This is a genomic window from Methylocystis sp. WRRC1 (assembly GCF_020733155.1).
Taxonomy (GTDB): domain Bacteria; phylum Pseudomonadota; class Alphaproteobacteria; order Rhizobiales; family Beijerinckiaceae; genus Methylocystis.
In genome coordinates this window covers 256,483-278,569 of sequence record NZ_JAJFZJ010000001.1, presented here as the reverse complement: position 1 = coordinate 278,569, position 22,087 = coordinate 256,483, and the positions used below count along the sequence as shown (strand labels likewise).

The 22,087-nt window shown below is 62.9% G+C and carries 24 protein-coding genes, 3 tRNA genes and 2 pseudogenes; 16 read left to right on the top strand and 13 right to left on the bottom strand.

Annotated features, from left to right (window positions below):
- Positions 1 to 22 precede the first annotated feature (22 nt).
- The 6 genes and pseudogenes from LG047_RS01390 to LG047_RS01365 form a co-directional block, all read right to left on the bottom strand.
- Positions 23 to 169: a hypothetical protein gene (locus LG047_RS01390; protein WP_227964748.1), complete on the bottom strand. Its 147-nt coding sequence runs from the start codon at positions 167 to 169 to the stop codon at positions 23 to 25.
- Positions 170 to 317: 148 nt separating this feature from the next.
- Positions 318 to 530 (bottom strand): cold-shock protein, encoded by a 213-nt coding sequence (locus tag LG047_RS01385; protein WP_036281454.1) that lies wholly within the window; start codon positions 528 to 530, stop codon positions 318 to 320.
- Between the two features lie 245 nt (positions 531 to 775).
- A pseudogene (locus tag LG047_RS01380) lies at positions 776 to 976 on the bottom strand (SAM-dependent methyltransferase); the annotation flags it as partial.
- A gap of 167 nt (positions 977 to 1,143) precedes the next feature.
- The gene (locus tag LG047_RS01375; RefSeq protein WP_227964746.1) at positions 1,144 to 2,646 is read right to left on the bottom strand and encodes a sulfatase; all 1,503 of its coding nucleotides are present in this window, start codon (positions 2,644 to 2,646) and stop codon (positions 1,144 to 1,146) included.
- 85 nt (positions 2,647 to 2,731) lie between these two features.
- A pseudogene (locus tag LG047_RS01370) lies at positions 2,732 to 2,830 on the bottom strand (cold-shock protein); the annotation flags it as partial.
- Positions 2,831 to 3,060: 230 nt separating this feature from the next.
- Positions 3,061 to 3,945: a methyltransferase domain-containing protein gene (locus LG047_RS01365; RefSeq protein WP_227964743.1), complete on the bottom strand. Its 885-nt coding sequence runs from the start codon at positions 3,943 to 3,945 to the stop codon at positions 3,061 to 3,063.
- A gap of 246 nt (positions 3,946 to 4,191) precedes the next feature.
- Between LG047_RS01365 and LG047_RS01360 the strand changes: the two genes are divergently transcribed.
- The 4 genes from LG047_RS01360 (at position 4,192) to LG047_RS01345 (ending at position 7,266) form a co-directional block, all read left to right on the top strand.
- Positions 4,192 to 4,755, top strand: coding sequence for a L,D-transpeptidase (locus LG047_RS01360; RefSeq protein ID WP_051134046.1), 564 nt, complete (start codon positions 4,192 to 4,194; stop codon positions 4,753 to 4,755).
- Positions 4,756 to 5,187: 432 nt separating this feature from the next.
- Entirely contained in the window at positions 5,188 to 5,691 is a 504-nt protein-coding gene (locus LG047_RS01355; RefSeq protein ID WP_227964741.1) for a YbjN domain-containing protein, read from the top strand.
- Positions 5,688 to 6,521 carry a pyrroline-5-carboxylate reductase gene (gene proC / locus LG047_RS01350; RefSeq protein WP_227964738.1) on the top strand — a complete coding sequence of 278 codons (834 nt, stop codon included), beginning with the start codon at positions 5,688 to 5,690 and terminating at the stop codon, positions 6,519 to 6,521. The genes LG047_RS01355 and proC overlap by 4 nt, the downstream gene beginning before the upstream one ends.
- Positions 6,522 to 6,603: 82 nt before the next feature.
- On the top strand, positions 6,604 to 7,266 hold the full coding sequence (locus LG047_RS01345) for a TetR/AcrR family transcriptional regulator (protein ID WP_227964729.1): 663 nt from the start codon (positions 6,604 to 6,606) through the stop codon (positions 7,264 to 7,266).
- Positions 7,267 to 7,269: 3 nt separating this feature from the next.
- Here LG047_RS01345 and LG047_RS01340 read toward each other — a convergent pair whose 3' ends face one another.
- Genes LG047_RS01340 through LG047_RS01330 form a run of 3 tightly spaced genes read right to left on the bottom strand, consistent with a single transcriptional unit; the run spans position 7,270 to position 9,918 of the window.
- Complete coding sequence (locus tag LG047_RS01340) at positions 7,270 to 8,640, bottom strand: ATP-binding protein (RefSeq protein ID WP_227964720.1); 1,371 nt, start codon at positions 8,638 to 8,640, stop codon at positions 7,270 to 7,272.
- An 11-nt stretch (positions 8,641 to 8,651) separates the two neighbouring features.
- Positions 8,652 to 9,422, bottom strand: a complete 771-nt coding sequence (locus LG047_RS01335; RefSeq protein ID WP_370634963.1) for a response regulator — start codon at positions 9,420 to 9,422, stop codon at positions 8,652 to 8,654.
- A 7-nt stretch (positions 9,423 to 9,429) separates the two neighbouring features.
- Positions 9,430 to 9,918, bottom strand: a complete 489-nt coding sequence (locus tag LG047_RS01330) for a MarR family winged helix-turn-helix transcriptional regulator (RefSeq protein WP_192815619.1) — start codon at positions 9,916 to 9,918, stop codon at positions 9,430 to 9,432.
- Between the two features lie 243 nt (positions 9,919 to 10,161).
- Here LG047_RS01330 and LG047_RS01325 point away from each other — a divergent pair, with 243 nt between their 5' ends.
- Positions 10,162 to 11,046 carry a branched-chain amino acid aminotransferase gene (locus LG047_RS01325; RefSeq protein ID WP_036287130.1) on the top strand — a complete coding sequence of 295 codons (885 nt, stop codon included), beginning with the start codon at positions 10,162 to 10,164 and terminating at the stop codon, positions 11,044 to 11,046.
- A gap of 48 nt (positions 11,047 to 11,094) precedes the next feature.
- Here LG047_RS01325 and LG047_RS01320 read toward each other — a convergent pair whose 3' ends face one another.
- The 3 genes from LG047_RS01320 to LG047_RS01310 form a co-directional block, all read right to left on the bottom strand.
- A complete protein-coding gene (locus tag LG047_RS01320; protein WP_227964717.1) occupies positions 11,095 to 11,559 on the bottom strand; it encodes a hypothetical protein in 465 nt (154 codons plus the stop codon).
- Positions 11,560 to 11,607: 48 nt separating this feature from the next.
- On the bottom strand, positions 11,608 to 12,183 hold the full coding sequence (locus tag LG047_RS01315; RefSeq protein ID WP_051134045.1) for a hypothetical protein: 576 nt from the start codon (positions 12,181 to 12,183) through the stop codon (positions 11,608 to 11,610).
- Positions 12,184 to 12,336: 153 nt separating this feature from the next.
- Positions 12,337 to 13,791, bottom strand: a complete 1,455-nt coding sequence (locus tag LG047_RS01310) for an aspartate aminotransferase family protein (RefSeq protein WP_227964715.1) — start codon at positions 13,789 to 13,791, stop codon at positions 12,337 to 12,339.
- Between the two features lie 471 nt (positions 13,792 to 14,262).
- Here LG047_RS01310 and LG047_RS01305 point away from each other — a divergent pair, with 471 nt between their 5' ends.
- The 10 genes from LG047_RS01305 (at position 14,263) to LG047_RS01260 (ending at position 19,721) form a co-directional block, all read left to right on the top strand.
- Complete coding sequence (locus LG047_RS01305) at positions 14,263 to 14,850, top strand: cold-shock protein (protein ID WP_051134044.1); 588 nt, start codon at positions 14,263 to 14,265, stop codon at positions 14,848 to 14,850.
- 29 nt (positions 14,851 to 14,879) lie between these two features.
- Positions 14,880 to 15,374: a DUF192 domain-containing protein gene (locus tag LG047_RS01300; RefSeq protein ID WP_227968393.1), complete on the top strand. Its 495-nt coding sequence runs from the start codon at positions 14,880 to 14,882 to the stop codon at positions 15,372 to 15,374.
- A gap of 189 nt (positions 15,375 to 15,563) precedes the next feature.
- Positions 15,564 to 15,640, top strand: a tRNA-Pro gene (locus LG047_RS01295).
- Positions 15,641 to 15,999: 359 nt separating this feature from the next.
- Positions 16,000 to 16,311 carry an ETC complex I subunit gene (locus LG047_RS01290; protein ID WP_036281350.1) on the top strand — a complete coding sequence of 104 codons (312 nt, stop codon included), beginning with the start codon at positions 16,000 to 16,002 and terminating at the stop codon, positions 16,309 to 16,311.
- Between the two features lie 21 nt (positions 16,312 to 16,332).
- Positions 16,333 to 16,409: transfer RNA gene (locus tag LG047_RS01285), tRNA-Arg, on the top strand.
- 197 nt (positions 16,410 to 16,606) lie between these two features.
- A tRNA-Arg gene (locus LG047_RS01280) sits at positions 16,607 to 16,683 on the top strand.
- A gap of 35 nt (positions 16,684 to 16,718) precedes the next feature.
- The gene (locus LG047_RS01275) at positions 16,719 to 17,495 is read left to right on the top strand and encodes a DUF2865 domain-containing protein (protein ID WP_227964714.1); all 777 of its coding nucleotides are present in this window, start codon (positions 16,719 to 16,721) and stop codon (positions 17,493 to 17,495) included.
- 105 nt (positions 17,496 to 17,600) lie between these two features.
- The gene (locus LG047_RS01270; RefSeq protein WP_036281349.1) at positions 17,601 to 18,245 is read left to right on the top strand and encodes a DUF47 domain-containing protein; all 645 of its coding nucleotides are present in this window, start codon (positions 17,601 to 17,603) and stop codon (positions 18,243 to 18,245) included.
- 10 nt (positions 18,246 to 18,255) lie between these two features.
- A complete protein-coding gene (locus LG047_RS01265) occupies positions 18,256 to 19,254 on the top strand; it encodes an inorganic phosphate transporter (RefSeq protein ID WP_036281348.1) in 999 nt (332 codons plus the stop codon).
- Positions 19,251 to 19,721 (top strand): NUDIX hydrolase, encoded by a 471-nt coding sequence (locus LG047_RS01260; RefSeq protein ID WP_036281347.1) that lies wholly within the window; start codon positions 19,251 to 19,253, stop codon positions 19,719 to 19,721. The genes LG047_RS01265 and LG047_RS01260 overlap by 4 nt, the downstream gene beginning before the upstream one ends.
- On the opposite strand, the gene metC is transcribed toward LG047_RS01260, so the two are convergent.
- Positions 19,718 to 20,899 carry a cystathionine beta-lyase gene (gene metC / locus LG047_RS01255; RefSeq protein ID WP_370634961.1) on the bottom strand — a complete coding sequence of 394 codons (1,182 nt, stop codon included), beginning with the start codon at positions 20,897 to 20,899 and terminating at the stop codon, positions 19,718 to 19,720. The two genes, LG047_RS01260 and metC, sit on opposite strands and share 4 nt — an antisense overlap.
- Positions 20,900 to 20,986: 87 nt before the next feature.
- Between metC and LG047_RS01250 the strand changes: the two genes are divergently transcribed.
- On the top strand, positions 20,987 to 22,024 hold the full coding sequence (locus LG047_RS01250) for a transporter substrate-binding domain-containing protein (RefSeq protein ID WP_227964707.1): 1,038 nt from the start codon (positions 20,987 to 20,989) through the stop codon (positions 22,022 to 22,024).
- Positions 22,025 to 22,087 lie beyond the last annotated feature (63 nt).

The following is a 22,087-nucleotide window of genomic DNA, read 5'->3' as shown; positions in this document are numbered from 1 at the left end:
CGCGAAGAACCGCAGGCGCGACTTATTTCTTGCCACGCATCAGGTCTTCGCGTGCTTTCAGCTTTTCGACGGTGAGCCATGCCGACCCGACCGGCGCCGCGCCGCTCGCTGATTTTTCTTTTTTGGGTTTTTTTACTTCGCGATTGCCGCGTCGTTGTCCTTTGGCCATGTCACTCACTCCTCGTTACAGAGAGCGTCTTGCCGGGACATCGCCGCAAGAGCGGCGGTCGTCGTCTCGCGCGCCCGCCGGTCTTGGGTGTTTCGTACGCCTCGCCGCCGGTACATCCGCGGTCGGCAAGAGGCGCAGGAGAAATCAATCAGCCCTGAAGCTGCAATGCGTCGGCCGAGAACTTGCCGCTTCGCTTGTCGACGACGAGCTCGTAGCCGACCTTCTGCCCCTCGGCCAAGCCATGGAGACCGGCGCGCTCCAACGCGCTGATATGGACAAAAACGTCAGCTCCGCCAGCGTCCGGCTGGATGAATCCGAAGCCCTTGTTTGCATTGAACCATTTAACGACGCCAATTTGCATGATGCTTCCTTTCCAGAAACATGAGTTGGCCGGACGCAGAAGCGCGGCCGTCCGTGGATCGAAGTTCTGGATAGAAAGTCACGAGCCGAGGCGCCAAAGGCGATAGAGCAAGATCATTCGGCCGAAACCCGATAACTATGATATAGAACGATTTGCCAGGAATACAATCTCGCCGCCCCGAATAGTTTTTCAACTTTGAAGCGGCGTCTTGACGCATCGATAGAAATTGGTCGCTCGACTGGTAACTATTTTTCTTCGCGCCGCGTCGCCTTCATCGCATCCTCGAGGCGGACTCTCGCCGAGCCGGGTTTGGCGGGCTTCTGCTGGCTTTCATGCGGCGCCCAGCCGGAAAGCCAGACGATCTCGAAGCTCGCGCGCACGCGCCCGTCCGGATCGGAGAAGCGCTCGGCGTAAATCTGCGCCGCGCGGGCGAGAACGTCGCGCCGCTCGCCGATTTTTTCTTCCCGGCTTTCCTTATTTCGCAATTGCCGCGCCGTTGTCCTTTGGCCGTGTCCGTCACTCCTCATTGTAGCGAGCGTCTTGCCCGGACACCGCCACAAGAGCGGCCGTCGTCGTCTCGCGCGCCCGCCGGTTAAGCCCGTAACCCGCAAAGTCACGGCGGGGTTTGCTCGGCATCCCGCAGGGACTTTCCGGCCCCATGAAGCATGGTTCCCAACCAGGTGTGCAGCTTCGCCTTTAAGACAGGACTGACTTCTGAATAATTGTTCCTTAGCTGATTAGGGTCATTGACCATATTGTAGTATTCACGCTCGCCTGAGCCGTATTCCACATAGGCTATTGGCCCAACACCGGCAAAAGCCTGATCTTTGGTGCGAAGCCCGACGAAGTTCACCGGCGGCCCGATGAACATTTTCGAATCAGAAGTCGCGCCTGCTTCTCTGAAAAAGATTTCGCTGCGGTGCTCCAGCAGCAAGGCTTTGCGCCAGTTTGATGGAGGGCTGCCGCGCAGCAGGGGCAACAGGGAGCGCCCGTCTACGAATTCCGGCGGCGTCACGCCGGCGATATCCGCCCATGTCGGCGCATAGTCGATATTCGCAACGATTGGTCCGAGCAGCGTTCCGGGCGCGATCCCGGGCCCGCGCACTTCTAGCGGCACGCGCAGGTCTTCGTCGTAGGCCGTGTTCTTGCCAGAGTCTATGCGATGCTGGCCCTGGTGAAAGCCGTTGTCTGAACCGAAGAAGATATAAGTATTCGCCAGTTCGCCCTTGGCCCTCAAAGTGTTTATCAGATTTTCCACCAGGTCGGCGACCGCTTTCATGGACAGCAGGCGGTTGCGGTACAGGTAGTCCATTTCGCCGATTTGTGCGGAGGTCAGCCGCGGCGTGCTTTGAATCCAGGCTGGCTTGTCGCTGACATCCGCCTCATTGAACGACGCCGTCCGAGGCGCGCGCACATTGGGAAGCATGTCATTATAGGCGTAGCGGGGCGCCGGCGTGCCGGGATGATGGGGAACAGTAGGGCTGATATAGAGAAAGAACGGCTTGGCGGGAAAGCGGGTCACCGTATAGTTGATGAAGGCGGCCGCCTTGTTCGAGAGCACGTCCACGAAGTAATCCGCCGACGCATCGCCGTAATAAACTGTTACGCCATTCTCATTGAGCGAATAGTTGAATTGGTCATACCAATACCCGCCATTGGGAACGATCCAATGATTCCATCCCGGCGGTATATGGGTTGCCGCGCCGGGATTAGGGTAGGTATTGAAGTAATTGCCGATCAGCGCGGTACGATAACCGGCGGCCTGCAACCAAGTGGCAACCGTGGAGTTTTCCCGGCCATCGGCGTAGAACTTGTCGTAACTGTAATTGGTATAGATGCCGGTATTGTGCGCGAGCTGCCCCCTAAAAATGCTGGCGCGCGAAGGGCTGCAGACCGCCACACTGACAAAACTGTTGTAGAAGGTGGCCCCCTGCGCCCCGATGAGACGATGTATCCTGTCATCGATCGCAGTAAGATGCTTGAAGACGCCCTGATCAAGATCGTCGGTCAAGATGAAAACGATATTTGGCTGCTTCGCCTGAGCGGGCGTGCATCCGATCGACAGGACAAGTTGCAAAAGCAGGCTGATACCGAATAATAACCGTGACTTTATCAATGAGTTGACTCCTTTATCATAGAAACTTTTCCCTTAACTGCTCAGCCGGTCAGGGGGCCTTGTCAGTTACAACCATGAAGGCCGGCGCCTTGACATGAATAAAAACGTCGACTCCGCCGGCGTCCGGCTGAATGAAGCCGAAGCCCTTGTTCGGGTTTAACCACTTCATGGCGCCAATTTGCATGACGCTTCCTCTCCCGAAACACGAGTGGGCAGGAAGCGAAAACGCAGCCTTCCGCGGATCGTGTCTCTGGATAGAAAGTCACGAGCCGACGCGCCAAAGGCTAAAGAGGAAGATCAGTCGGCCGAACGCCGACACAATTGATGTAATACGATCTTGCAGAAATACAATCTCGCCGCCCCAAATAGTTTTTCAACTTTGACGCGACGTCTTGACGCATCGACAGAAATTTATCACTCGTCTCCAGCCTGTTTTTCTTCGCGCTGCGTCGCCTTCATCGCATCCTCGAGGCGGACTCTCGCCGAGCCGGGTTTGGCGGGCTTCTGCTGGCTTTCATGCGGCGCCCAGCCGGAAAGCCAGACGATCTCGAAGCTCGCGCGCACGCGCCCGTCCGGATCGGAGAAGCGCTCGGCGTAAATCTGCGCCGCGCGGGCGAGAACGTCGCGCCGCATCGATCGCGATGCGCGCTTCACAAGCACATTCGCAGCGCCCATCGCGCGTAAATCGGCCATGAGCGCCAGAAGCGAATCATAACGGAGCGTAAAGCTGTCGACGTCGGAGACGGGCAGGGCGAATCCCGCGCGTTGAAGAAGCCCGCCCATGTCGCGCACGTCGACGAAAGGCGACACGCGCGGACTGGCGCCGCCGGTGATCTCCTCCTCGGCCTGCGCAAGCGCCGCGCGCAGCTCGATGAGGCTCGTTCCGCCCGGCAGGCAGGCGATGAACAGCCCGTCGGGCGCCAGGACGCGCCGGATCTGCGTTAATACGCCCGGCAGGTCGTTAACCCACTGCAGCGCCATGCCGCTGACGACCAGAGCGAAGGACCCCTGCGCAAAGGGCAGGGCCTCCTCGTCTGCAATCACATCGCCGCCGAAACGACTTGCGCGCAAGGGCGCGGCGCGCCCGCTGGCGATGATCGCCCGGGCGAAATGATCCGTCGGCAGGCCGATCGCGAGCGATCGCGGGAACTCGCGCTTCACGGTCAGCAAACGGTCGAGAAGATCGTCGGCTGCGCGCGTCAGAAGGAAATCGGGAGCGCCTCTGGCAAGCGCGCGGCGCAGCCGCACATGCAGCAGGGAGCGGTCGAAAATACGGGGCGGGGTGTTGGTGGGAGGCATCGCCTTTTGTATCGCGCGCGGCGTCTGAACCGGCAAGTGCGATAGCGCATGGATTTTGGAGCTGCGACGGCCAAATTATGGCGACATCTCAGAAAGAGCAGGTGTTGCAAAGCGGCAACATCCTGAGAAATCTTAACGTTAAACACTAACCGCGAGCCAAGGAACACTTCGACAAGATCGTGGCGAAAGATAGAATGATCACATCGAAAGCTTCCTTCCCGGCGCAAAGTCACAAGGTGAAATACAATGCGTAGTTCGCTTACCCTTTCCTGCGTCCTGCGTCGCATCGGACGGCGCAGCCTCCACAGCCTGCTCCTCGGCGCCGTCGTCGCGCTGGGTATTGCGGCGGCTCCGCAAACCGCTTCGGCGCGCAACATGGTCGCCTTCTCGCCGGACGTGCAGCCCGGGACGATCGTCATCAGCGCCCATCAGCGCCGGCTCTTTTATGTCGTGGGTCCGGGCGTCGCCATCAGCTATCCGGTCGCCGTTCCCAAGCGCGGCAAGGAATGGTCGGGAGTCACTTCTGTCGACGGCAAATATGTCAATCCCGACTGGACCCCGCCAGCGGCCGTGAAGGCAGATCACCCTGAACTGCCGAATCTCATTCCGGGCGGCTCGCCCCGCAATCCGATGGGTGTGGCCGCCCTGACGCTCGATCGCGGCGAGGTCGCCATCCATGGCACGACGAGCAAGATGCGCGCGTCGATCGGCACGGCCGCCTCCTATGGTTGCATCCGCATGCTGAACGAAGACGTCGCCGATCTTTACGGACGTGTGAGCGTCGGCGCGCCGGTGGTGATGGCGCCGTAGGGCGACAGAAACAGACTTTCCCGCAGCGATTGAATCCCGCCTTGACGTCGCAGCAGGGCGGGGTTCTTTTACGAATCGACCGGCGGCGCGGCCGTGCGCGACGTCGAGCTTGGCAGTAACAAAAAGCGCTTTTTCTCCAAAGCTTTTTTCACGGCGGCGCCCGCGTCTTTTTGTGGACGGCAGCGGCGCGCCCATAGACGACACATGGCGAATCCAGCAGTGTGCGCGCAGTTTGACAGTCGCTTCGCGTATGAACCGTCACGCGTTTCTTGCAGTTAGAGTATAGTGAACGAAAGAGATGATTCGATCTCTTGTAGTCGTTGCACTGGATCCACTGCTCGAAAGGAAGGCGTTCATTCGAAGTCTCGTGATGCGTCGCTGTCTGGTTTTATTTGTCGCCGCGTCCTGCTGACACCCGAAAAAGGTTGGCTCATGCTGATCGCATCAGAAAAAGAAACAGAGCGCGCCGAACATCCGGTGGATGTTGTGGAGCAACTGGCCGCCACCAACGACTGGTCCTTCGACCGCGAGGACGACGACGAGATCTCCATTTCCGTCGCGGGCGCCTGGACCGAATATCATGTCGCCTTCACCTGGCTTCCGCATCTCGAAACCCTGCATGTCAGCTGCGCTTTCGACCTGAAGGCGCCGGAACGTCGCCGCGCCGAGGTGATGGCGCTCGTCAGCGCGATCAATGAGCAAATGTGGATCGGGCATTTTGATTTCTGGCCGCAGGAGGGCGTGGCGATGCACCGTCATGGCCTTATTCTCACCGGGGGCGCGCAGCCTTCCGCCACGCAATGCGCGGCTTTGCTCGACAATGCGCTCACAGCCTGCGAGCGCTACTATCAGGCCTTCCAGTTTGTGCTCTGGGCGGGCAAATCCGCAAGAGAGGCGCTCGAAACCGCCAATTTCGAGACGAAGGGCGAGGCGTGAGCGCGCCGTTTGACTGGAGCGGCGTCTCCATAGCCCTGATCGGCGCCGGCAACATGGGTCTTGCGATGCTCGAAGGCTGGGCCGCGCAAGGTCTTGCTGGCGACCAGGTCGTTGTGGTGGAGCCCAATCCTTCCCAGCGTCTCCGCGATCTTTGCGCCGTGAGAGGCTTCAGGCTGGCGGAAGGAGAGAGCGCTGACGAACCCCGGCAGGCGGTCGTATTGGCCGTCAAGCCGCAGCTGCTCGAGGCGGGAGCGGCGTCGGCGGCACCGTTCGTCGGCGCCGGCTCCATGGTCGTTTCGATCCTCGCTGGCAAGCGGATCGCCGACATTGCAGCGCGCCTGCCGGCCGCGAAGGCCGTCGTCCGCGCCATGCCCAACACGCCGGCGGCGATCGGCCGTGGCATGACCGGCGCGTTCGCGAATGAGGTGACGAGTGAAGCCCAGCGCGTCCTGGCGCATGTGCTGCTGTCGGCCGTGGGGCAGGTCGAGTGGGTCGAGCGCGAGGCGCTGATCGACGCGGTGACGGCCGTCTCGGGCTCCGGCCCCGCCTATGTGTTCTATCTCGTGGAGTGTCTCGCCGCCGCCGGCGTCGAGGCCGGGCTTCCCGCCGATCTCGCGGCGCGGCTCGCTCGGGCGACGGTGGAGGGCGCGGGGGAGCTGCTGCATCAACAGCAGGACACTACCGCCGAGACCCTGCGCCAGCGCGTGACCTCGCCGGGCGGAACGACCGCCGCCGCGCTGGACGTGCTGATGGCCTCCGACGGTCTTGCGCAGCTCCTGGCGCGCGCCGTGGCGGCCGCAAAAAGCCGGGCCGGCGAACTTTCCGGTTGACGATTGGCGAGCTATCGCGTTGCTGAAGTCTGTGGCGGGCGGATAATCTGTCGTCAACGGTAACGCTTTTTCGGAGATCGATATGACCAATCCCCGTGACCGGGTGGTCGACGCGACGCTGAGCCTTGCGGCCCGCCGCGACTTCGGCGACGTCAGCCTGACGGACATTGCGCATGAGGCGGGGTTATCGCTCGCCGATCTGCGCGACCTTTTCCCGTCGAAGGGCGCGATCCTCGGCGGTTTCTCCCGCCGCATCGACCGGAAGGTGCTCGACGCGGTCGCGGATCATCCGTCGACCGACGCCGCCCGCGACCGGCTTTACGACGTTTTGCGCCGGCGTCTCGAAGCGCTGGAGCCCTATCGCGACGCCCTGGCGAGCATTGCCCGCTGGGCGTCCCGCGACCCGCTGATGCGGACCGCCCTCAATCGTGAGACCGTCAACTCCATGCGCTTCATGCTCGAAGCCGCGGACATCGATTGCGACGGCCCCGTCGGCGCGCTCAAGCTGCAGGGACTGGCCTTCGCCTGGGACCGCGTGCTCGACGCGTGGTTCAAGGGCGATTTCACCGACGGTCTTTCCGCGCTGGACACGGAAATCGCTCGCGGCGAGCGCTATGTCGAGCATGCCGAGGAGCTTTCGCGCATGACGAAGCCGTTGCGCGACCTCGCCTCCCGGCTCTTCGACATGGGCGGGCTCCGCAGCCGCCAGACGGCCGACGACGACTTTCCGCACCCCCACGCCTGAAGGTCAGAGCGGCAGTGTCACCGTGGCCCGCAGTCCGCCCAGCGGGCTGCGGTCCAACGTAATGTCGCCGCCATGAGAGCGCGCAATGTCGCGCGCAATGGCGAGGCCGAGGCCTGAATTCCCATTGTCCTGATTGCGCGACTCGTCGAGCCTGTAGAATGGCCGGAAGGCGTCCTCCCGCCGTTCCACGGGAATGCCGGGCCCGTCGTCGTCGATATGGATCACCATCGACGCGCCCGTGTTGATTGCCGAAAGCTCGATGCGCTTGCCATAGCGCTGGGCGTTGCCGACGAGATTGGCGAGAAGCCGCTTGATCGCCGCTGAACGGCCCACGATCCACGGCTCTCCTTCGGTCGTTGTCGCGGCGGTCAGGCCGCGCCTTTCGGTGTCGGCCTTCAGCTCCTCGAGAATTGCGCCGATGTCCGTCGGCGTGGAGGGCTCGCCGCCGTCGCCACGCGCGAAGGCGAGATAGGCTTCGACCATGCGCTCCATCTCGTCGACGTCCTTGCGCATCTCGGCGGCTTCGCTCGACTCGCCCATCAGCGCGAGCGACAGCTTGAAGCGCGTGATGATGGTGCGCAGATCGTGGGAGACGCCGTTGAGCATGGTCGTGCGCTGTTCGATGGCGCGCTCCACGCGCCGCTTCATTTCCAGAAAGGCCGCGCCCGCCTGACGCACCTCGCGCGCGCCGCGCGGGCTGAATTGCACGTCGCGTCCCTTGCCGAACTCCTCCGCCGCGCGCGCGAGCCGCAGGATCGGCCGGATCTGGTTTCGCAGGAAGGAGGTGGCGATGGCGAGGATGATGATGGAGGCGATCGCCATCCACATGAAGAAAATATAGGAGTTGGAGGCATAAGCCTGGTTGCGGGACGCGCGTATCCGCAGCGTTGCGTCGTCCATCGCGACGCGAACCTCGAAGAGATTGCCCGGCACGCCAGTGTCGATCCAGAAGGGTTGCGTGACGCGGCGCGACAATTCCTTCGTCAGCGCCTTGTCGAGCAGCGAGAAGAGCGATTTCTTCCGGATCGGTTCGGGCAGGGGCTCCTTGGGGAGAATCGTCAGCTCCATGGTCATGTCCATGGCGGCGATTCGCTGAAGCTGCTTGTGGTCGGCGTCTGCGGGGAAAGTCCGGTAAATATCGACAATCGTCGCCACCTGGCGCGCCGCGCCGGCGGACAGGCGGTAAGTCACGACCTCCCAGTGCCTCTCCATGAAAACATAGGCCACGGCCGACTGCAGCAGCACCACCGGCAGGATCACGATCAGCAGTGCGCGCGCGTAAAGGCCCTTGGGCATGCGCGCGTGCAGCCAGTCCGTGAAGCCGCGCCAGAGCTGGCGCGGGGCGGAGAGAACTTCGTTGATGACGGCGGTCATGAGAGACGTCTCTAGCTTTGCATAAGTTTGGCGTGCGGCGGCTCGACGAGCAGCCGGTAGCCATGGCCGCGCACGGTTTGCAGATGCCGCGGCGCATTGGGGTCGGTTTCGATCTTGCGGCGCAGGCGGGCGATCTCGACGTCGACGCTGCGCTCCGACGCATTCTGCTCCGACGCGCGTTGGGCGAGAGTCTGGCGAGAAACGATGGCGCCCGCATGTTCGACAAGCGCGCGCATGAGATCGCGCTCCCGCGTCGTCAGTTTCACCGGCTCGCCGTCTCGCAGCAATTCGCCGCGCGCCGGATCGAAAACGAACGCGCCAAACCGTGCGAGTCCGTCGGAGGGCTCATGGCGCCGCGACCGACGCAGGATGCTGGCGATGCGCAGCGACAGTTCGCGCGGATCGAATGGCTTGGCGAGATAATCATCGACCCCGGCCTCCAGCCCCTCTACGCGGTCGGCGGTTTCGGCAAGAGCCGTAAGCATCAGGATCGGCGCGGAGGCCTGCGGCTCGCCACTCTCGCGCAGCCTTGCGGCGAACTGCTTGCCGCTTTCTCCCGGCATCATCACGTCGAGGACGATGAGATCGAAGGCGAGATCGCGTAGCCTTTCGCTCGCCTCCTGCGCATTGGCGGCGGAGCTGACCAGATAACCTTCGTTGGCGAGGTAGCGGGAGAGCAGGGTGCGAATTCGCTTGTCGTCGTCGACAACGAGGATGTGCGCGCCCTTGCACTCCATCGGCGCAGGCTTTTGCGGCGCGTGGAGGCGCGGCGACAGGCTCATGGCGCTCTCATTTCCTCTCGTTCCCGCGACGCGCGCGGGCGAGGTGATCGCGCACGCGGAGACGTTCCTCGGAGTCGATCATGGCGAAGAGAAACTCCGCCGCCGCGCCGCGCGCCGACGGCGGCAAATCGTCCAGAACGCGCCGGAATCGCTTCGACTGCAAGGCCGTCAGCTCGCGCGCGAGCTTCGCCCCCTGAGGAGTGAGATAGAGCAGGCGCTGGCGACGGTCGACCGCGCCGGCGCGCGCTTCGACCAGGCCCGCGTCGAGCAGCTGCTTCAGGACGCGGTTGAGGCTCTGCTTGGTGATTTTCAGAATGTCGAGCAGGGCGGCGATGGTCAGTCCGGGCCGGCGAAGGACGAAATGCAGCACGCGGTGATGGGCGCGGCCAAAGCCGTAATTTTCCAGCAGACGGTCGGCGTCGCCGACGAAATCGCGATAGGCGAAGAAGAACAGTTCGACGAGATCGAGAACGGCGGCGTCGTCGTCGCGCGCCATGTCGCCGGTCGGGGCGCGGCGCCAGTCAGGCGAAGGGACGGGCGACGCCGCGACGGGCGGTGAAGCTGCCGTCTTTCGCTGGAGAAGTTCGCTCAACGCCGCCTGGTCCCGTCAATGTCCCTGCGCATGCGAGCGCGTTTATACGTCAGCTATATTGACATATTTCTGGCCGATGGCTAGTGCATGATCATGTTCGGCGCCGGCCGCTCGGCCCTCACGGACGCCGCTTTCCCGGAGCTTGAAATGTCGCTTCCGCCCTTCGATCAGCGCGACGGATTCATCTGGCACAACGGCGCTCTTGTCCCGTGGCGCGACGCCAAGCTGCATGTGCTTTCGCACGGCCTTCACTACGGCTCCTGCGTGTTCGAGGGCGAGCGCGCCTATGGCGGAGTCATCTTCAAGTCTCGCGAACATTCGGAGCGCTTCAAGCGTTCCGCCCAGGTGCTCGATTTCGAGATTCCCTACAGCGTCGAGGAATTGGACGCGGCCAAGGACGCGACCGTCAAGGCCAATGGGCTGAAAAACTGCTATGTTCGCCCCGTCGCCTGGCGCGGCAGCGAGATGATGGCGGTCGCGGCGCAGAATTCGACGATCAATGTCGCCATTGCGGTCTGGGACTGGCCGAGCATGTTCGACATTTCGACGAAGATGAAGGGCATCAAGCTCGACATCGCGGACTACTGCCGGCCGGATCCGCGAACGGCGCCGTCGATGGCGAAGGCCGCCGGCCTCTACATGATCTGCACCATCTCGAAACATCGCGCCGAACGACGCGGCTACGCCGACGCGCTGATGTACGACTGGCAGGGCCGGGTGGCGGAATGCACCGGGGCCAACATCTTCTTCGTGAAGGACGGGGCGCTGCATACGCCGATCGCCGATTGTTTCCTCGATGGCATTACGCGGCGGACGGTGGTCGAGCTCGCGAACCGGCGCGGGATCGAGGTTGTCGAGCGTCGCATCATGCCCGACGAATTGAGCGATTTCTCGGAATGTTTCATCTGCGGCACGGGCGCGGAAGTGACGCCGGTGGCGGAGATCGGTCCGCACAAATTTACGCCGGGTGACGTTTCGCGCGCGATGGTCGAGGACTATGAGCGCGAGGTCAATGGCGGCAAGGCTGGCTGACCCGACGAAAAAAGCTGCGGCCGCCCGGGAGCCGCCGCAGCCTTCGGATCAGTAGAACGTCTCGCAGTGGCAGCGCTTGCGCATCACGCGATATTGCGTAACCGGCTGATAGCCCACGGTGTTGTAGGCGCGATAGGTCGTCACCGGCACATAATGCGTGCGCACCACCGGCTGATAGACGGTCGTCGGAACGACGTAGCTGCTTTCATAGGTCTGGCCATAGCCGCCGCCGACATAAACGTCCGCCGCGCTATAGGCCGAACGGCGATAGGGGCCGCCGCCATAACCGCCGACTAGCGCCTGGATTGCGCCGCCGCCGTAATAGCCTTCGTCATAACCAACGGCGCCGCCGCCATAGCCGTAGCCGCCGTAACCGACTCCCACGCCGACTCCCACATATCCGCCGCGGCCGTAGCCATAACCGAAGCCCTGCGCCGACGCGCCGCCCGCCGTGAGAATGCCGACGGCCAATCCAGCCACGGCCAGAGAACGGATTTTCCAAACCAAACTCATGACACTTACCCCCTACTTGCGGCCTCGCCGCGCCAGTGAAGCTTTAGCTCAATATTGCGTGATGTGACGGTTATGCCTACGGGCTCCGCGGTGGTAGTTCGTCGGCAGGTAAAAGATGTGTTGCGAGGGACGATAAACTGGCGCGGGAAGGTATTCCGGCGCATCGTCAGCGTATTCGTCGTGATGGCGCGCGGCCGGGCGGCGCACGGCGTGCAGACGGCTATAGCCGTCGTCGGCGTAGAATACGCCGCCGCCGCCGTAAAAGCCGCCGTCATTGCGCCGGGCGTCGTGATAATAATAGTTGTAGACGGCCGCGTTGCCGCCCGGCGCGACATAGCTGTCGCCGCCGTCGTAGCCTCCGCCGTAACCGCCGTAACCCCAGCCGCCAAGGAAGCCGACGACCGGCTGATAGCCGCGGAAGCCGCCGCCGTAGAAACCGCGCGCGCCAACGGGGCCTTGTCCCGGTCCATAGGCGCCGACGCCAACGCCCGCGCCCACGGCCGGCGCCCCGCCGCCGTGAAAGCCGCCGCCGCCGAACCCCTGAGCAAACGCGCCGCCCCCAGCAAGCAGCATGACCGTCGCGCCCGCCAGACTGGCCGCCCGGAATCCCGCAATGAAACGCATGACTGACGCCCTTTCGTATCGTATCGAACCGGTTGCCCGCGCGAGAGGGCCGAACCGTACGATTTCGGGACGCCCGCGCGGCGACCCGGATACTCAGGGCAATTAGCGTTCCTGTCTATAAAGCCAAGCTGGAGTCATCCTGCGCGGCGGGCCTCAGCCGCTCATTCTGGCCTTGATCGCGTGGCCCGCGAGGGTCTTGCCAAGGGACCACACGGCCGAGGGCGCATTGTGCGCATCGGCGATCACGGCGTCGAAAGACGACTCGATCCAGTCACAATCGGTGTCCGAAATCGTCAATGGCGGCAACAACTTGATGGTGTGATTTCCATGCCCGGCAACCTGCGTTAGCACCTTGTGGTCGCGGAACAGCGGGATCGAGATCAACTGGCAGAAGAGGCCGGAATTAACCGTCTCGACAAGATTCCACGCCGCCTTCAGCTTGAAGGACTTCGGCGGCCCGAATTCGACGCCGATCATGAGCCCCTTGCCGCGAACGTCGGCGACGAGCTCATAACCCTCCGCCATCTTGCGGAACGACGCGAGGAGCCGTTCGCCCTTCGCCGCCGCGTTCTCCACGACGCGCTCGTTCTTCAACACATCGAGAGTCGCAATGCCGGCCGCCATGGCCAGATCGGTCTTGCTGAAGGTCGAGCCATGGACGACCGCGCGATCCATACGGTCGAAGACCTTGTCGAACACCCATTTGCGCGTGAGCACCGCCCCGACCGGCACATGCCCGCCGGAGAGCGCCTTGGCGACCACGACCATGTCGGGCTCGAGCCCCTCGTAATGGTCGACGGCGAAGAACCGCCCCGTGCGGCCGATGCCGGTCTGGATTTCATCGGCGACGAACAGCGTTCCATATTTCCGGCAGAGCGCCTGTGCGCCGATGAGATAATCGTCCTTCGGGATGTTGACGCCCTTGCCCTGGATCGGCTCGACGAAGAAGGCGGCGACCTCGCGGGAGGCGAGGGCGCGCTCCAGCGCCTCGAGATCGTCGAAGGGGATCTCCTGCGCATTCGGCAGAAGCGGCCCGAAACCCTTCTTGAAGATCTCGTCGCCGTTCATCGACAGCGAGCCATAGGTCAGGCCGTGGAAGGAATGGGCGCAATGCACGATCCCGGGACGTCCCGTCGCGGCGCGCGCGAACTTGATCGCGGCCTCGATCGACTCGGCGCCAGAATTGGCGAAGAAGACCTTTTCGAGCCAGGGCGCGCGCTCTAGCAGCATTTCGGCGAGAATGCCGGCGAGAACCGAGACGTCGAGCTGGACCAGATTGGCCATTTCGCCGTCGAGCACGCTGACCAGCGCGTCGCGCACCGCAGGATGATTTCGGCCGACAGCGAAAACGCCCCAGCCGCTAAGGAGATCGAGATAGCGGTCGCCCTTGCGGTCCCACAGATATGGGCCCAGGCCGCGCGTGAAACCGACATCATAGCCGATCGTCTTGAGCACTCGCACCCACATCTCGTTCAGGTGCTTGGAATGCAAGACGTAGCGTTCGCCTTCGCGTTCGGCGACGCGCGCGGCGAGATCATAGGGCGACTTGCGCCGGTCGGCGCCATCCGCAGCCGAAACGCTCGTTGACGCGGTCGACAGGTCGGTCATTGCGGCGACTCCAGATTTTTCATTGAAAGGCGTCGCGGTTCGTCCGAATGTTCGCCGATCCGCGCCCGTTTCGATTGCGCGCGCGGCGCGATTTTGTCAAACCCCGCGTCGCGGGGCGACCACGCGCGGGCGCGAAACTTGCGTAAAGCTGTCGCCGCGTCCCGCGAGGAGCGAGCGGCTCCATATACGCCGCCTCTTAGCATGGTGACATCGGCGGGGCCATAAAATTCAAACCCTTTTGAAAAAACAGCCTGAACGGTGCGGAAAAATCGCCGCAGCGGGGCGGGTCAAAAGGCCTCTGCGTTTCCACAGCCATTCGCCGTTTCGGCGAAATTGCCGGTTGGACGCGACGCCGCTGATGGTATCTTAACCAAAGTGATTCAGGAGCCGCGCGGCGATTCGAGAGTTGCGTAATTCGCACGCATGCGCGCGCTGGTCGAACGCTCTGGATCAGCATGGGGAGTTGGTCAGTTGGGAGCTAAAGTGACTTTTCAGGATGATTTGGGCTCCGCGTCCGGCGCCGCAGAAGGGGATGAAGCCGGTCTCGATCTTGTAGAGATCGCCGGCCGCATCAAATGGTTCGACGTTGCAAAAGGCTACGGCTTCGTTGTTCCCGACGACGGCTCTCCCGACATTCTTCTGCACGTGACGATCCTGCGCCGCAGCGGCTTGCAGACGGCCTTTGAGGGGGCCCGCGTCGTCTGCGAGGCGCAGAAGCGCGCGAAGGGTATGCAGGTGTTTCGCGTCATCGCCATGGATGAAACGACGGCGGTGCACCCGGCGCAATCCGCGGCCGGTCGCACCCATGTTCAGGTGAAGCCCACGAGCGGCTATGAGATCGCCATCGTCAAATGGTTCAACCGCGTCAAGGGATTCGGTTTTCTCACGCGCGGCGAGGGCACGGAAGATATTTTCCTGCACATGGAGACCGTGCGCCGCTATGGCATGACCGAACTCAAGCCGGGCGACAGCGTGCTCGTTCGCTACGGAGACGGCCCCAAAGGACTGATGGCCGCCGAAGTGCGTCCGCTGGAAGCCAAGAGCGTTCCGTCGCACTGATCCTGCAAGCGTCGCGGAGGCGCGTGTCCATGTTGCTTCAGACGCCCGTCAAAGCGAGCCGTTCGACGCCGCCGCTCCTTGTCTTGCTTTTCCGCATCCTCTCCGTTGCGTTCGCGCTGTCACTGTCCGTCAGCGCCAGGGCCGAGGGCGCTCTCGAGCACATTCAGATTGTCACCGCGAGCGGGGCGCATGATTTCAAGGTCGAAGTCGCGCGCACCTCAACAGAGCGCGCGCGCGGCCTGATGTTTCGTCGCTCGATGCCGCAGGATCAGGGCATGCTCTTCGACTTCAAGATCGAGGAGCCCGTGGCGATGTGGATGAAAAACACTTACATCCCTCTCGACATGATCTTCGTCTCGCGGAAGGGCGTTGTGACCGGCGTCGCAACCGACGCGGAGCCTTTGTCGGAGCGGGTGATCCCGTCCGGGCCGCCCGCCTATGCGGTGATTGAGCTCAACGCCGGCGTTGCGCGCAAGATCGGCGTTGCGCCCGGCGATGTGGTGAAGCATTCGACCTTCCGCTAGCGCCAGTTCGGCGCAATTGGCGACGCCGAAATTGCTGGTCTTCCATGTTCGCGCCGCGTTCGGGAGGAAAGCCTCGGACGCATATCCCGAATGCTCGACGTCGGTCAGAGCCTTCTTGTGACGCGCGGCGCCGCGTGGTAGCGAAGGTTGATGAAGGCGGACGCCGCGTCATGCGGCGTCGGGCTCCGGCGGGGTATAGCGCAGCCTGGTAGCGCGGAAGTTTTGGGTACTTCAGGTCGCAGGTTCGAATCCTGCTGCCCCGACCAGACCGCCCGACGCGAACCCCGCTGTCTTTGCAAAATCGACAGATTGCGGCAAAGTCCGTTATTGACTGTTTTTTCGCGGCTATCCCCAGCGTGATCGCCTGTCTGTGGTCCACGGATTTCCCGGCCATCGATGCTTGACTGGGTACAGGCGACTGCTGGCGGGCGCCAAGGCGGGCACAGGAATTTGAAAGCCGGAAAGCCCGCGACCCGGAAAGTTCTCCCCCGGCCGCGAAGATGAGGTTGCAAAAAATTGTCGGCCCATTACGAAGAGCGTCGAGCGGCTGGCGTCGGCGTCCGATGGGCGGAAGCCGAGCCGGCGCAGCGGTGGTTTTCCCCGCCTTCTAAATCGTGAGGTTGAAATGACCGCCCGAATCTATCGTCCGGCGCCGAGCGCCACCCAATCAGGTCCGGGAGCCGTCAAACCGTGGCGGCTCGATTTCGATCCGGAATCGCCGCGCACGATCGACCCGCTGATGGGCTGGACCAGCTCCGGCGACATGAAGCAGCAGGTGCGCCTGCGATTCGACACCAAGGAGGAGGCGATCGCCTACGCAGAGCGCAACGGCATTCCTTATCGCGTCGAGGAGCCCAAGGAGAACCTTGCGGCGCGGCGCACAGCTTCCTATTCGGATAATTTCAAGACCAGCCGCATCGGTCTCTGGACACATTGACAGGAGAGTCGCCGTCCTCACGGCCCCGTAGCTCAGCTGGATAGAGCAACTGCCTTCTAAGCAGTAGGTCGCAGGTTCGAATCCTGCCGGGGTCGCCAGCCGCGTTTTTCGTCGACAATCATCGGACGCAGCCCGTCGAGAAATTCCCAACATTCGGCGTTATTACAAAAGCGCGTGTGAGCCAATGCACAGTTTACGGCGAAGTCTGATATAGGCTTGTCCGCCATTGAGACGATTCTTATGAGCGTCGCCAGAAACGACATATTTTGGTAGGAACTTGCGTTCGCGTAGCTTGGGCTCCGTAGCTCAGCTGGATAGAGCAACTGCCTTCGAAGCAGTGGGTCGCAGGTTCGAATCCTGCCGGGGTCACCAGCGCGACGCGGGAAAAGAAAACGGAAACAGAAAAAATGCGGCGCATCCGTCCAATATTTGCAGCGATCGCCGCGGGCCTCGCCGTCGCGTTTCTGTTGGCGCCCGCGGAAGGGCAGGCCGAGGGCCTGTTCGATTTTCTCTTCGGTCCGGACCCGACGCCGGCCAGGCCTTCGGCGCCGCCGCCGCGCGCGCCACGCGATTCGGCGCCGAGCCGCCGCGCGAGCGCCCATAAAGGCGCCGTCGGCGAGTTGCGTTTCGCCAAGCCTGGCGAAGGGGGGCCGGGACAGGGCGAGCCGTCGACGGGCGGCTACTGTGTGCGCATCTGCGACGGCTATTATTTCCCCTTGATAAAATCGACCCGCGCCACGCGGCAGCAATCCTGCGAATTCGCCTGTCCTTCCGCGCCGATGGAGATCTACGACGGCGGGAGCATAGAGACGGCGCGCAATTATAAGGGCGAACGCTATACGGCGCTCAAGACAGCCTTCGCCTTCCGCGACAAGGCGTCTGTCAACTGCTCCTGCAATGACCCGAAATCCTCGGCGGCATTTTTCGAGCGCACCGCGCTCACGGACCCCACGCTGCACTCCGGCGACATCGTCGTCGAGGCCAACGGCGCCTTCGTTTACAGTGGAACGACACTGGTGCCGCTCAACCGCGCATCTTTCGTGCCGTCGCAGGTTCGCCAGCGTCTCCGGATGGTCCTGAATCGCGCTCCGGCGAGGAACCCGTCGCTGTCCGAGATTTTGACGCCGCAAGAACAGGCGGTCGAGCTAAGCAAGGCCGATCGGACCGGAACCACAACGCGTTAGTCGCATCGCGGTCGCTTTAGCGCTTTACAGCGGGCCGCCAGGCCGGCTAAGTGCCGCTGTCGTTTGTGACAGATTTGTGACAGCGGCGAACCGGCGGAGGCGAAGATGCTGTCTTGGTTTCAGGCGCTCATGCCCAGAGAGGAGCGTTTCTTCGACCTCTTCGAGAAGCACGCGGAGACGCTTGTCGCGGGATCGAAGGGGTTGCGGACGCTTCTGGAGGGCGGTGACAACGTCTTTCCATGCAGCCAGGAAATTCGCCGTCAGGAGCACGAGGCGGACGCGATCACGCGCGACACGCTGCTCGCCGTGCGGCGCACCTTCATCACGCCATTCGACCGCAGCGACATCCGTGATCTGATCACCGCGATGGACGATACGATCGATCAGATGCATCAGACAGCCAAGGCGACGCTTCTCTATGAGACGCGGGAGTTCGATCCGCAAATGCGTCGGATGGGGGACATCATCGTGCAGGCCGCGGATCTGACCCGCGCGGCGATTCCGCTGCTGCGCGCGATGCATCAGAACGCCGGCAAACTGAACAGCTTCAGCGAGGAAATCTCCCGCATCGAGGAAGAGGCCGACGGGATCCACGACCAGGGGCTGAAGGAGCTGTTCCGCGCGCATCGCCACAGTGATCCGATGGCTTTCGTGGTCGGAGCCGAGATCTACGGCCATCTGGAGAAGGTCGTCGATGGTTTCGAGGATGTGGCGAATCGGGTGACGGGCATCGTCATCGAGCACAACTGAGGGGATACGCGTGGCCGATTCCGCGTTCCTTCTTTATGGCCTCATCGCCGTGGCGCTGGCTTTCGACTTCCTCAATGGTCTGCACGACGCCGCCAACTCCATCGCCACGATCGTATCGACGCGCGTGCTGCGCCCGCAATATGCGGTCTTCTGGGCGGCGGCGTTCAATTTCATCGCCTTCCTTTTCTTTGGCCTGCATGTTGCGCAGACCATCGGCACCGGCATCATCTCGCCGGAAATCATTGACGACAAAGTGATCTTCGGCGCGCTGATGGGCGCCATCGTCTGGAATCTCGTCACCTGGGCGCTGGGCATTCCGTCGTCGAGTTCGCATGCGCTTGTCGGCGGCCTCGTCGGCGCCGGCGTGGCCAAGATCGGAACCGGAGCCATCGTCTGGAGCGGCCTGCTGAAGACCGGCTCCGCAATTGTGCTCTCCCCGGCGCTGGGTTTCGTGCTGGCGCTCATGCTGGTGCTGGCCGTGTCGTGGATTTTCGTGCGCAGGAGTCCTGCCGCGGTCGACAGGCTTTTCCGCACATTGCAATTTGTTTCTGCTTCGCTTTACTCCCTCGGCCATGGCGGCAATGATGCGCAGAAGACGATGGGCATCATTGCGGTGCTGCTTTACTCGCATGGCGTTTATGGCGGCGAGTTTCATGTGCCCTTCTGGGTGGTGCTGACCTGTCAGGCCGCGATGGGCCTCGGCACGCTCTTCGGCGGCTGGCGGATCGTCCACACCATGGGCTCGAAGATCACGCGACTCACACCCATGCAGGGCTTCTGCGCCGAGACGGGCGGGGCGATCACCCTGTTTCTGGCTACGGGTTTCGGCATTCCGGTTTCGACGACGCACACGATCACCGGCGCCATAGTCGGCGTCGGGGCCGCAAGACGGGCGTCGGCCGTTCGCTGGAACATCGCCAAGGATATTGTCGTCGCATGGATCATCACCATGCCGATGGCGGCCTTCATCGCGGCAATGTTTTACACTTTGGCGAGGCTAGCCGGATGAAGGCTGCCAAAAAGGCGCCGAAGGCCAGGAAGAAAGCAGACGGCGCCGCGACCAGGGTTCAATATGCGGCCCTTCCATGGCGCATCAGCGAGGAGGAGGGCGTCGAGATCCTTCTCGCAACCTCGCGCGACACAAAGCGCTGGGTGATCCCCAAGGGCTGGCCGATGAAGGGCCGCAAGCCTCATATCGCCGCCGCCATCGAGGCGACACAGGAAGCGGGTTTGCACGGCAAGATCGAGAAGACCAAGCTCGGCGACTACGAGTATGACAAGCGCATGAAAGGCGGCGCTTCCGTCACCTGTCGCGTGGAGGTGTTTTCCCTGCGTGTCGAGCGTCAGCGCAAGAAATGGCCGGAAAAGGGCCAGCGCGTCACGCACTGGTTTCCCTACAGGATCGCCGCCGAACAGGTGGACGAGCTGCAATTGCGCGAGATCATCCTGGCTTTCGGCGCGGCGCTGAAGGCTTAGGCGGTTAGGCGCGCAAAGCCCGCTTCCAGATCCTCCTGGAGATCCGCGACATCCTCCAGCCCGATCGAAAAACGCAGGGCGGGGCCTTCCGCAACCCAGCGGGTCGCCGTGCGATAGGACGAGCAGTCGAAGGGGATCACGAGGCTCTCGTAGCCGCCCCAGGAAAAGCCGATTCCGAAGAGCTCGAGTCCGTCGACAAAGGCGGCGACGGCCTGTTTCGACACAGGTTTCAGAATCACCGAAAACACGCCCGAGGCGCCGGAGAAGTCGCGCTTCCAGAGGGCGTGGCCGGGATGGTCGGGCAGGGCGGGATGCAGCACGCGGGACACCTCCGGACGCGCCGAAAGCCAGCGGGCGATTTCGAGCGCCGCGCGCTCCTGTTCGCGCAAGCGCAGCGCCATGGTGCGCAAACCGCGCAAAGCGAGCGAGGCGTCGTCGGGCCCGGCGCCCATTGCGAACATGTTGAAGGTCGCGCGCAGACGCTTCGCCCATCTGGCATTTGCGGAAACGAGGCCGAGCAGCAAGTCTGAATGACCGGAGAGATATTTGGTTCCGGCCTCGATTGCGAGATCGCAGCCGCGCTCGTGCGGCGGGAAGTAAAGCGGCGTCGCCCAGGTATTGTCGATGATGACGCAAGCGCCTCTCTCCCGCGCCGCCGCGGCGATGGCGGGAACGTCCTGTATCTCCATGCTCTGCGAGCCGGGCGATTCGAGCAGCACCGCCGTCGTCTCGGGCCTTATCAGCGCGGCGATTTCGGCGCCGATCCGCGGATCGTAATATTCCGTCGTTACCCCGAAGCGCTTCAGAAAACCGTCACAGAAACTCCGTGTCGGCTGATAGGCCGAATCGACGACAAGCACATGGGCGCCGGCGTGCGTCGCAGTGAGCAAGGCGAGGGCGATGGCCGCAAGGCCGGAGGGGACCAGCACTGTGTCCGCAGCGCCGGCGATTTCGCTCCAGGCGTCCTCCAGCGCGCGCGTCGTTGGCGTGCCCTTGGTGCCGTAGGTGTAGGGCTGCCGCAGCGCTTCGAGATCGGCGAGCGTGGGGAAAAGCACCGTGGAGCCACGATAGATCGGCGGATTGACGAAGCCGAAATGATCTAATGGCGCGCGGCCGGCCTGGGTCACCAATGTGTCCATGCGCATTTTCCGCCGCTTTTTCCGATTATCAGTGCTCATGCTATTCCCCGGCGCGCCCATGGGCCCCCAGCTTGCGCCGGGCCGGCGCCAAACTAATATACCGACCAACCGAATCCGAGCCCGTCCATGATCGCCCGACGCTTTTTCCTCGCCGTCGCTCTGGCGGTTATGTGCGCGCTGGCCGCCGCGCAGGACGCGGAGGCGCAAATCGACATTGGTCCGACGCTCAGTGAAATCCTCAAACGCGGCTTTGTCATCTGCGGCATGACCGAAGCGGACGGCTTCGCCGAGCCGCTCGACGGAAACGAATGGCGCGGTTTCGACGTCGATATTTGCCGCGCCCTTGCCTCGGCGATTTTCGACGATCCGACAAAAGTGATGTATTCGGCGCTCCCGGCGAAGGAGCGCGCGGCGTCGTTACAGGGCAATTGGGTTGATCTTCTTGCCAGCGGCGCGCCCTGGACGCAGTCGCGAGACACCGGCCAGCGCATCATCTATGCGGGCGTCTCATTATATGACGGCCAGACCTTTCTGGTGCGGCGGCAGCGCAGCTTCGCCTCGGCGCGGGACCTATCGGGCGTCTCGGTCTGCGTGCAGCGCGGCACGTCCTATGAGCTGACGCTGGCCGATTTCTTCAATGCGCGCAGGGCTCCCTATGAGCCGCGCGCCTTCGAGACCTTCGAGGAGGCGGCCGCCGGCTATGAGGCCGGGAAGTGCGACGCGCTGACGGCCGACGCCTCCATGCTCTATGCGGCGCGCGCGAAATTCGCCTCGCCGGCCGACCACGCCGTCCTGCCGGACATGCTGTCGAAGGCGCCGCGCGGGCCTGTCGTGCGGCAAGGCGACGACCAATGGCTCAACATCGTGCGCTGGACGCTCTACGCCATGATCAACGCGGAGGAGCTCCAGGTTTCGATCCTCAACGCCGATCTCGCGCTGAAGTCGGAAAATCCCGACATTCGCCGGCTGGTGGGGGTGGACGGAGATCTCGGGGCGGGTCTCGGTCTAGCGAAGAACTGGGCCTTTCGGATCATCAAGCACATCGGCAATTACGGCGACATGTTCGATCGCAATCTGGGGCCGGCGACCCCGATGGCGATGGACCGGCGGATCAACGCCCTGTGGAGCAACGGCGGGCTGATGTATGCGCCGCCAGTCCGGTGACGGGGGGCGGCGCAAACTTTTATTGGTTTCCGTTACAAATGGAGACGCCTCGTCGAATGACGC

Excerpts from the sequence above, each read along its gene's own strand:
- LG047_RS01390 (WP_227964748.1), bottom strand. The coding sequence starts at position 169 with ATGGCCAAAGGACAACGACGCGGCAATCGCGAAGTAAAAAAACCCAAA.
- LG047_RS01385 (WP_036281454.1), bottom strand. The coding sequence starts at position 530 with ATGCAAATTGGCGTCGTTAAATGGTTCAATGCAAACAAGGGCTTCGGA.
- LG047_RS01365 (WP_227964743.1), bottom strand. The coding sequence starts at position 3,945 with ATGCCTCCCACCAACACCCCGCCCCGTATTTTCGACCGCTCCCTGCTG.
- LG047_RS01360 (WP_051134046.1), top strand. The coding sequence starts at position 4,192 with ATGCGTAGTTCGCTTACCCTTTCCTGCGTCCTGCGTCGCATCGGACGG.
- LG047_RS01355 (WP_227964741.1), top strand. The coding sequence starts at position 5,188 with ATGCTGATCGCATCAGAAAAAGAAACAGAGCGCGCCGAACATCCGGTG.
- LG047_RS01345 (WP_227964729.1), top strand. The coding sequence starts at position 6,604 with ATGACCAATCCCCGTGACCGGGTGGTCGACGCGACGCTGAGCCTTGCG.
- LG047_RS01340 (WP_227964720.1), bottom strand. The coding sequence starts at position 8,640 with ATGACCGCCGTCATCAACGAAGTTCTCTCCGCCCCGCGCCAGCTCTGG.
- LG047_RS01335 (WP_370634963.1), bottom strand. The coding sequence starts at position 9,422 with ATGAGCCTGTCGCCGCGCCTCCACGCGCCGCAAAAGCCTGCGCCGATG.
- LG047_RS01330 (WP_192815619.1), bottom strand. The coding sequence starts at position 9,918 with ATGGCGCGCGACGACGACGCCGCCGTTCTCGATCTCGTCGAACTGTTC.
- LG047_RS01325 (WP_036287130.1), top strand. The coding sequence starts at position 10,162 with ATGTCGCTTCCGCCCTTCGATCAGCGCGACGGATTCATCTGGCACAAC.
- LG047_RS01320 (WP_227964717.1), bottom strand. The coding sequence starts at position 11,559 with ATGAGTTTGGTTTGGAAAATCCGTTCTCTGGCCGTGGCTGGATTGGCC.
- LG047_RS01315 (WP_051134045.1), bottom strand. The coding sequence starts at position 12,183 with ATGCGTTTCATTGCGGGATTCCGGGCGGCCAGTCTGGCGGGCGCGACG.
- LG047_RS01310 (WP_227964715.1), bottom strand. The coding sequence starts at position 13,791 with ATGACCGACCTGTCGACCGCGTCAACGAGCGTTTCGGCTGCGGATGGC.
- LG047_RS01300 (WP_227968393.1), top strand. The coding sequence starts at position 14,880 with ATGTTGCTTCAGACGCCCGTCAAAGCGAGCCGTTCGACGCCGCCGCTC.
- LG047_RS01290 (WP_036281350.1), top strand. The coding sequence starts at position 16,000 with ATGACCGCCCGAATCTATCGTCCGGCGCCGAGCGCCACCCAATCAGGT.
- LG047_RS01275 (WP_227964714.1), top strand. The coding sequence starts at position 16,719 with ATGCGGCGCATCCGTCCAATATTTGCAGCGATCGCCGCGGGCCTCGCC.
- LG047_RS01270 (WP_036281349.1), top strand. The coding sequence starts at position 17,601 with ATGCTGTCTTGGTTTCAGGCGCTCATGCCCAGAGAGGAGCGTTTCTTC.
- LG047_RS01260 (WP_036281347.1), top strand. The coding sequence starts at position 19,251 with ATGAAGGCTGCCAAAAAGGCGCCGAAGGCCAGGAAGAAAGCAGACGGC.
- metC (WP_370634961.1), bottom strand. The coding sequence starts at position 20,899 with ATGAGCACTGATAATCGGAAAAAGCGGCGGAAAATGCGCATGGACACA.
- LG047_RS01250 (WP_227964707.1), top strand. The coding sequence starts at position 20,987 with ATGATCGCCCGACGCTTTTTCCTCGCCGTCGCTCTGGCGGTTATGTGC.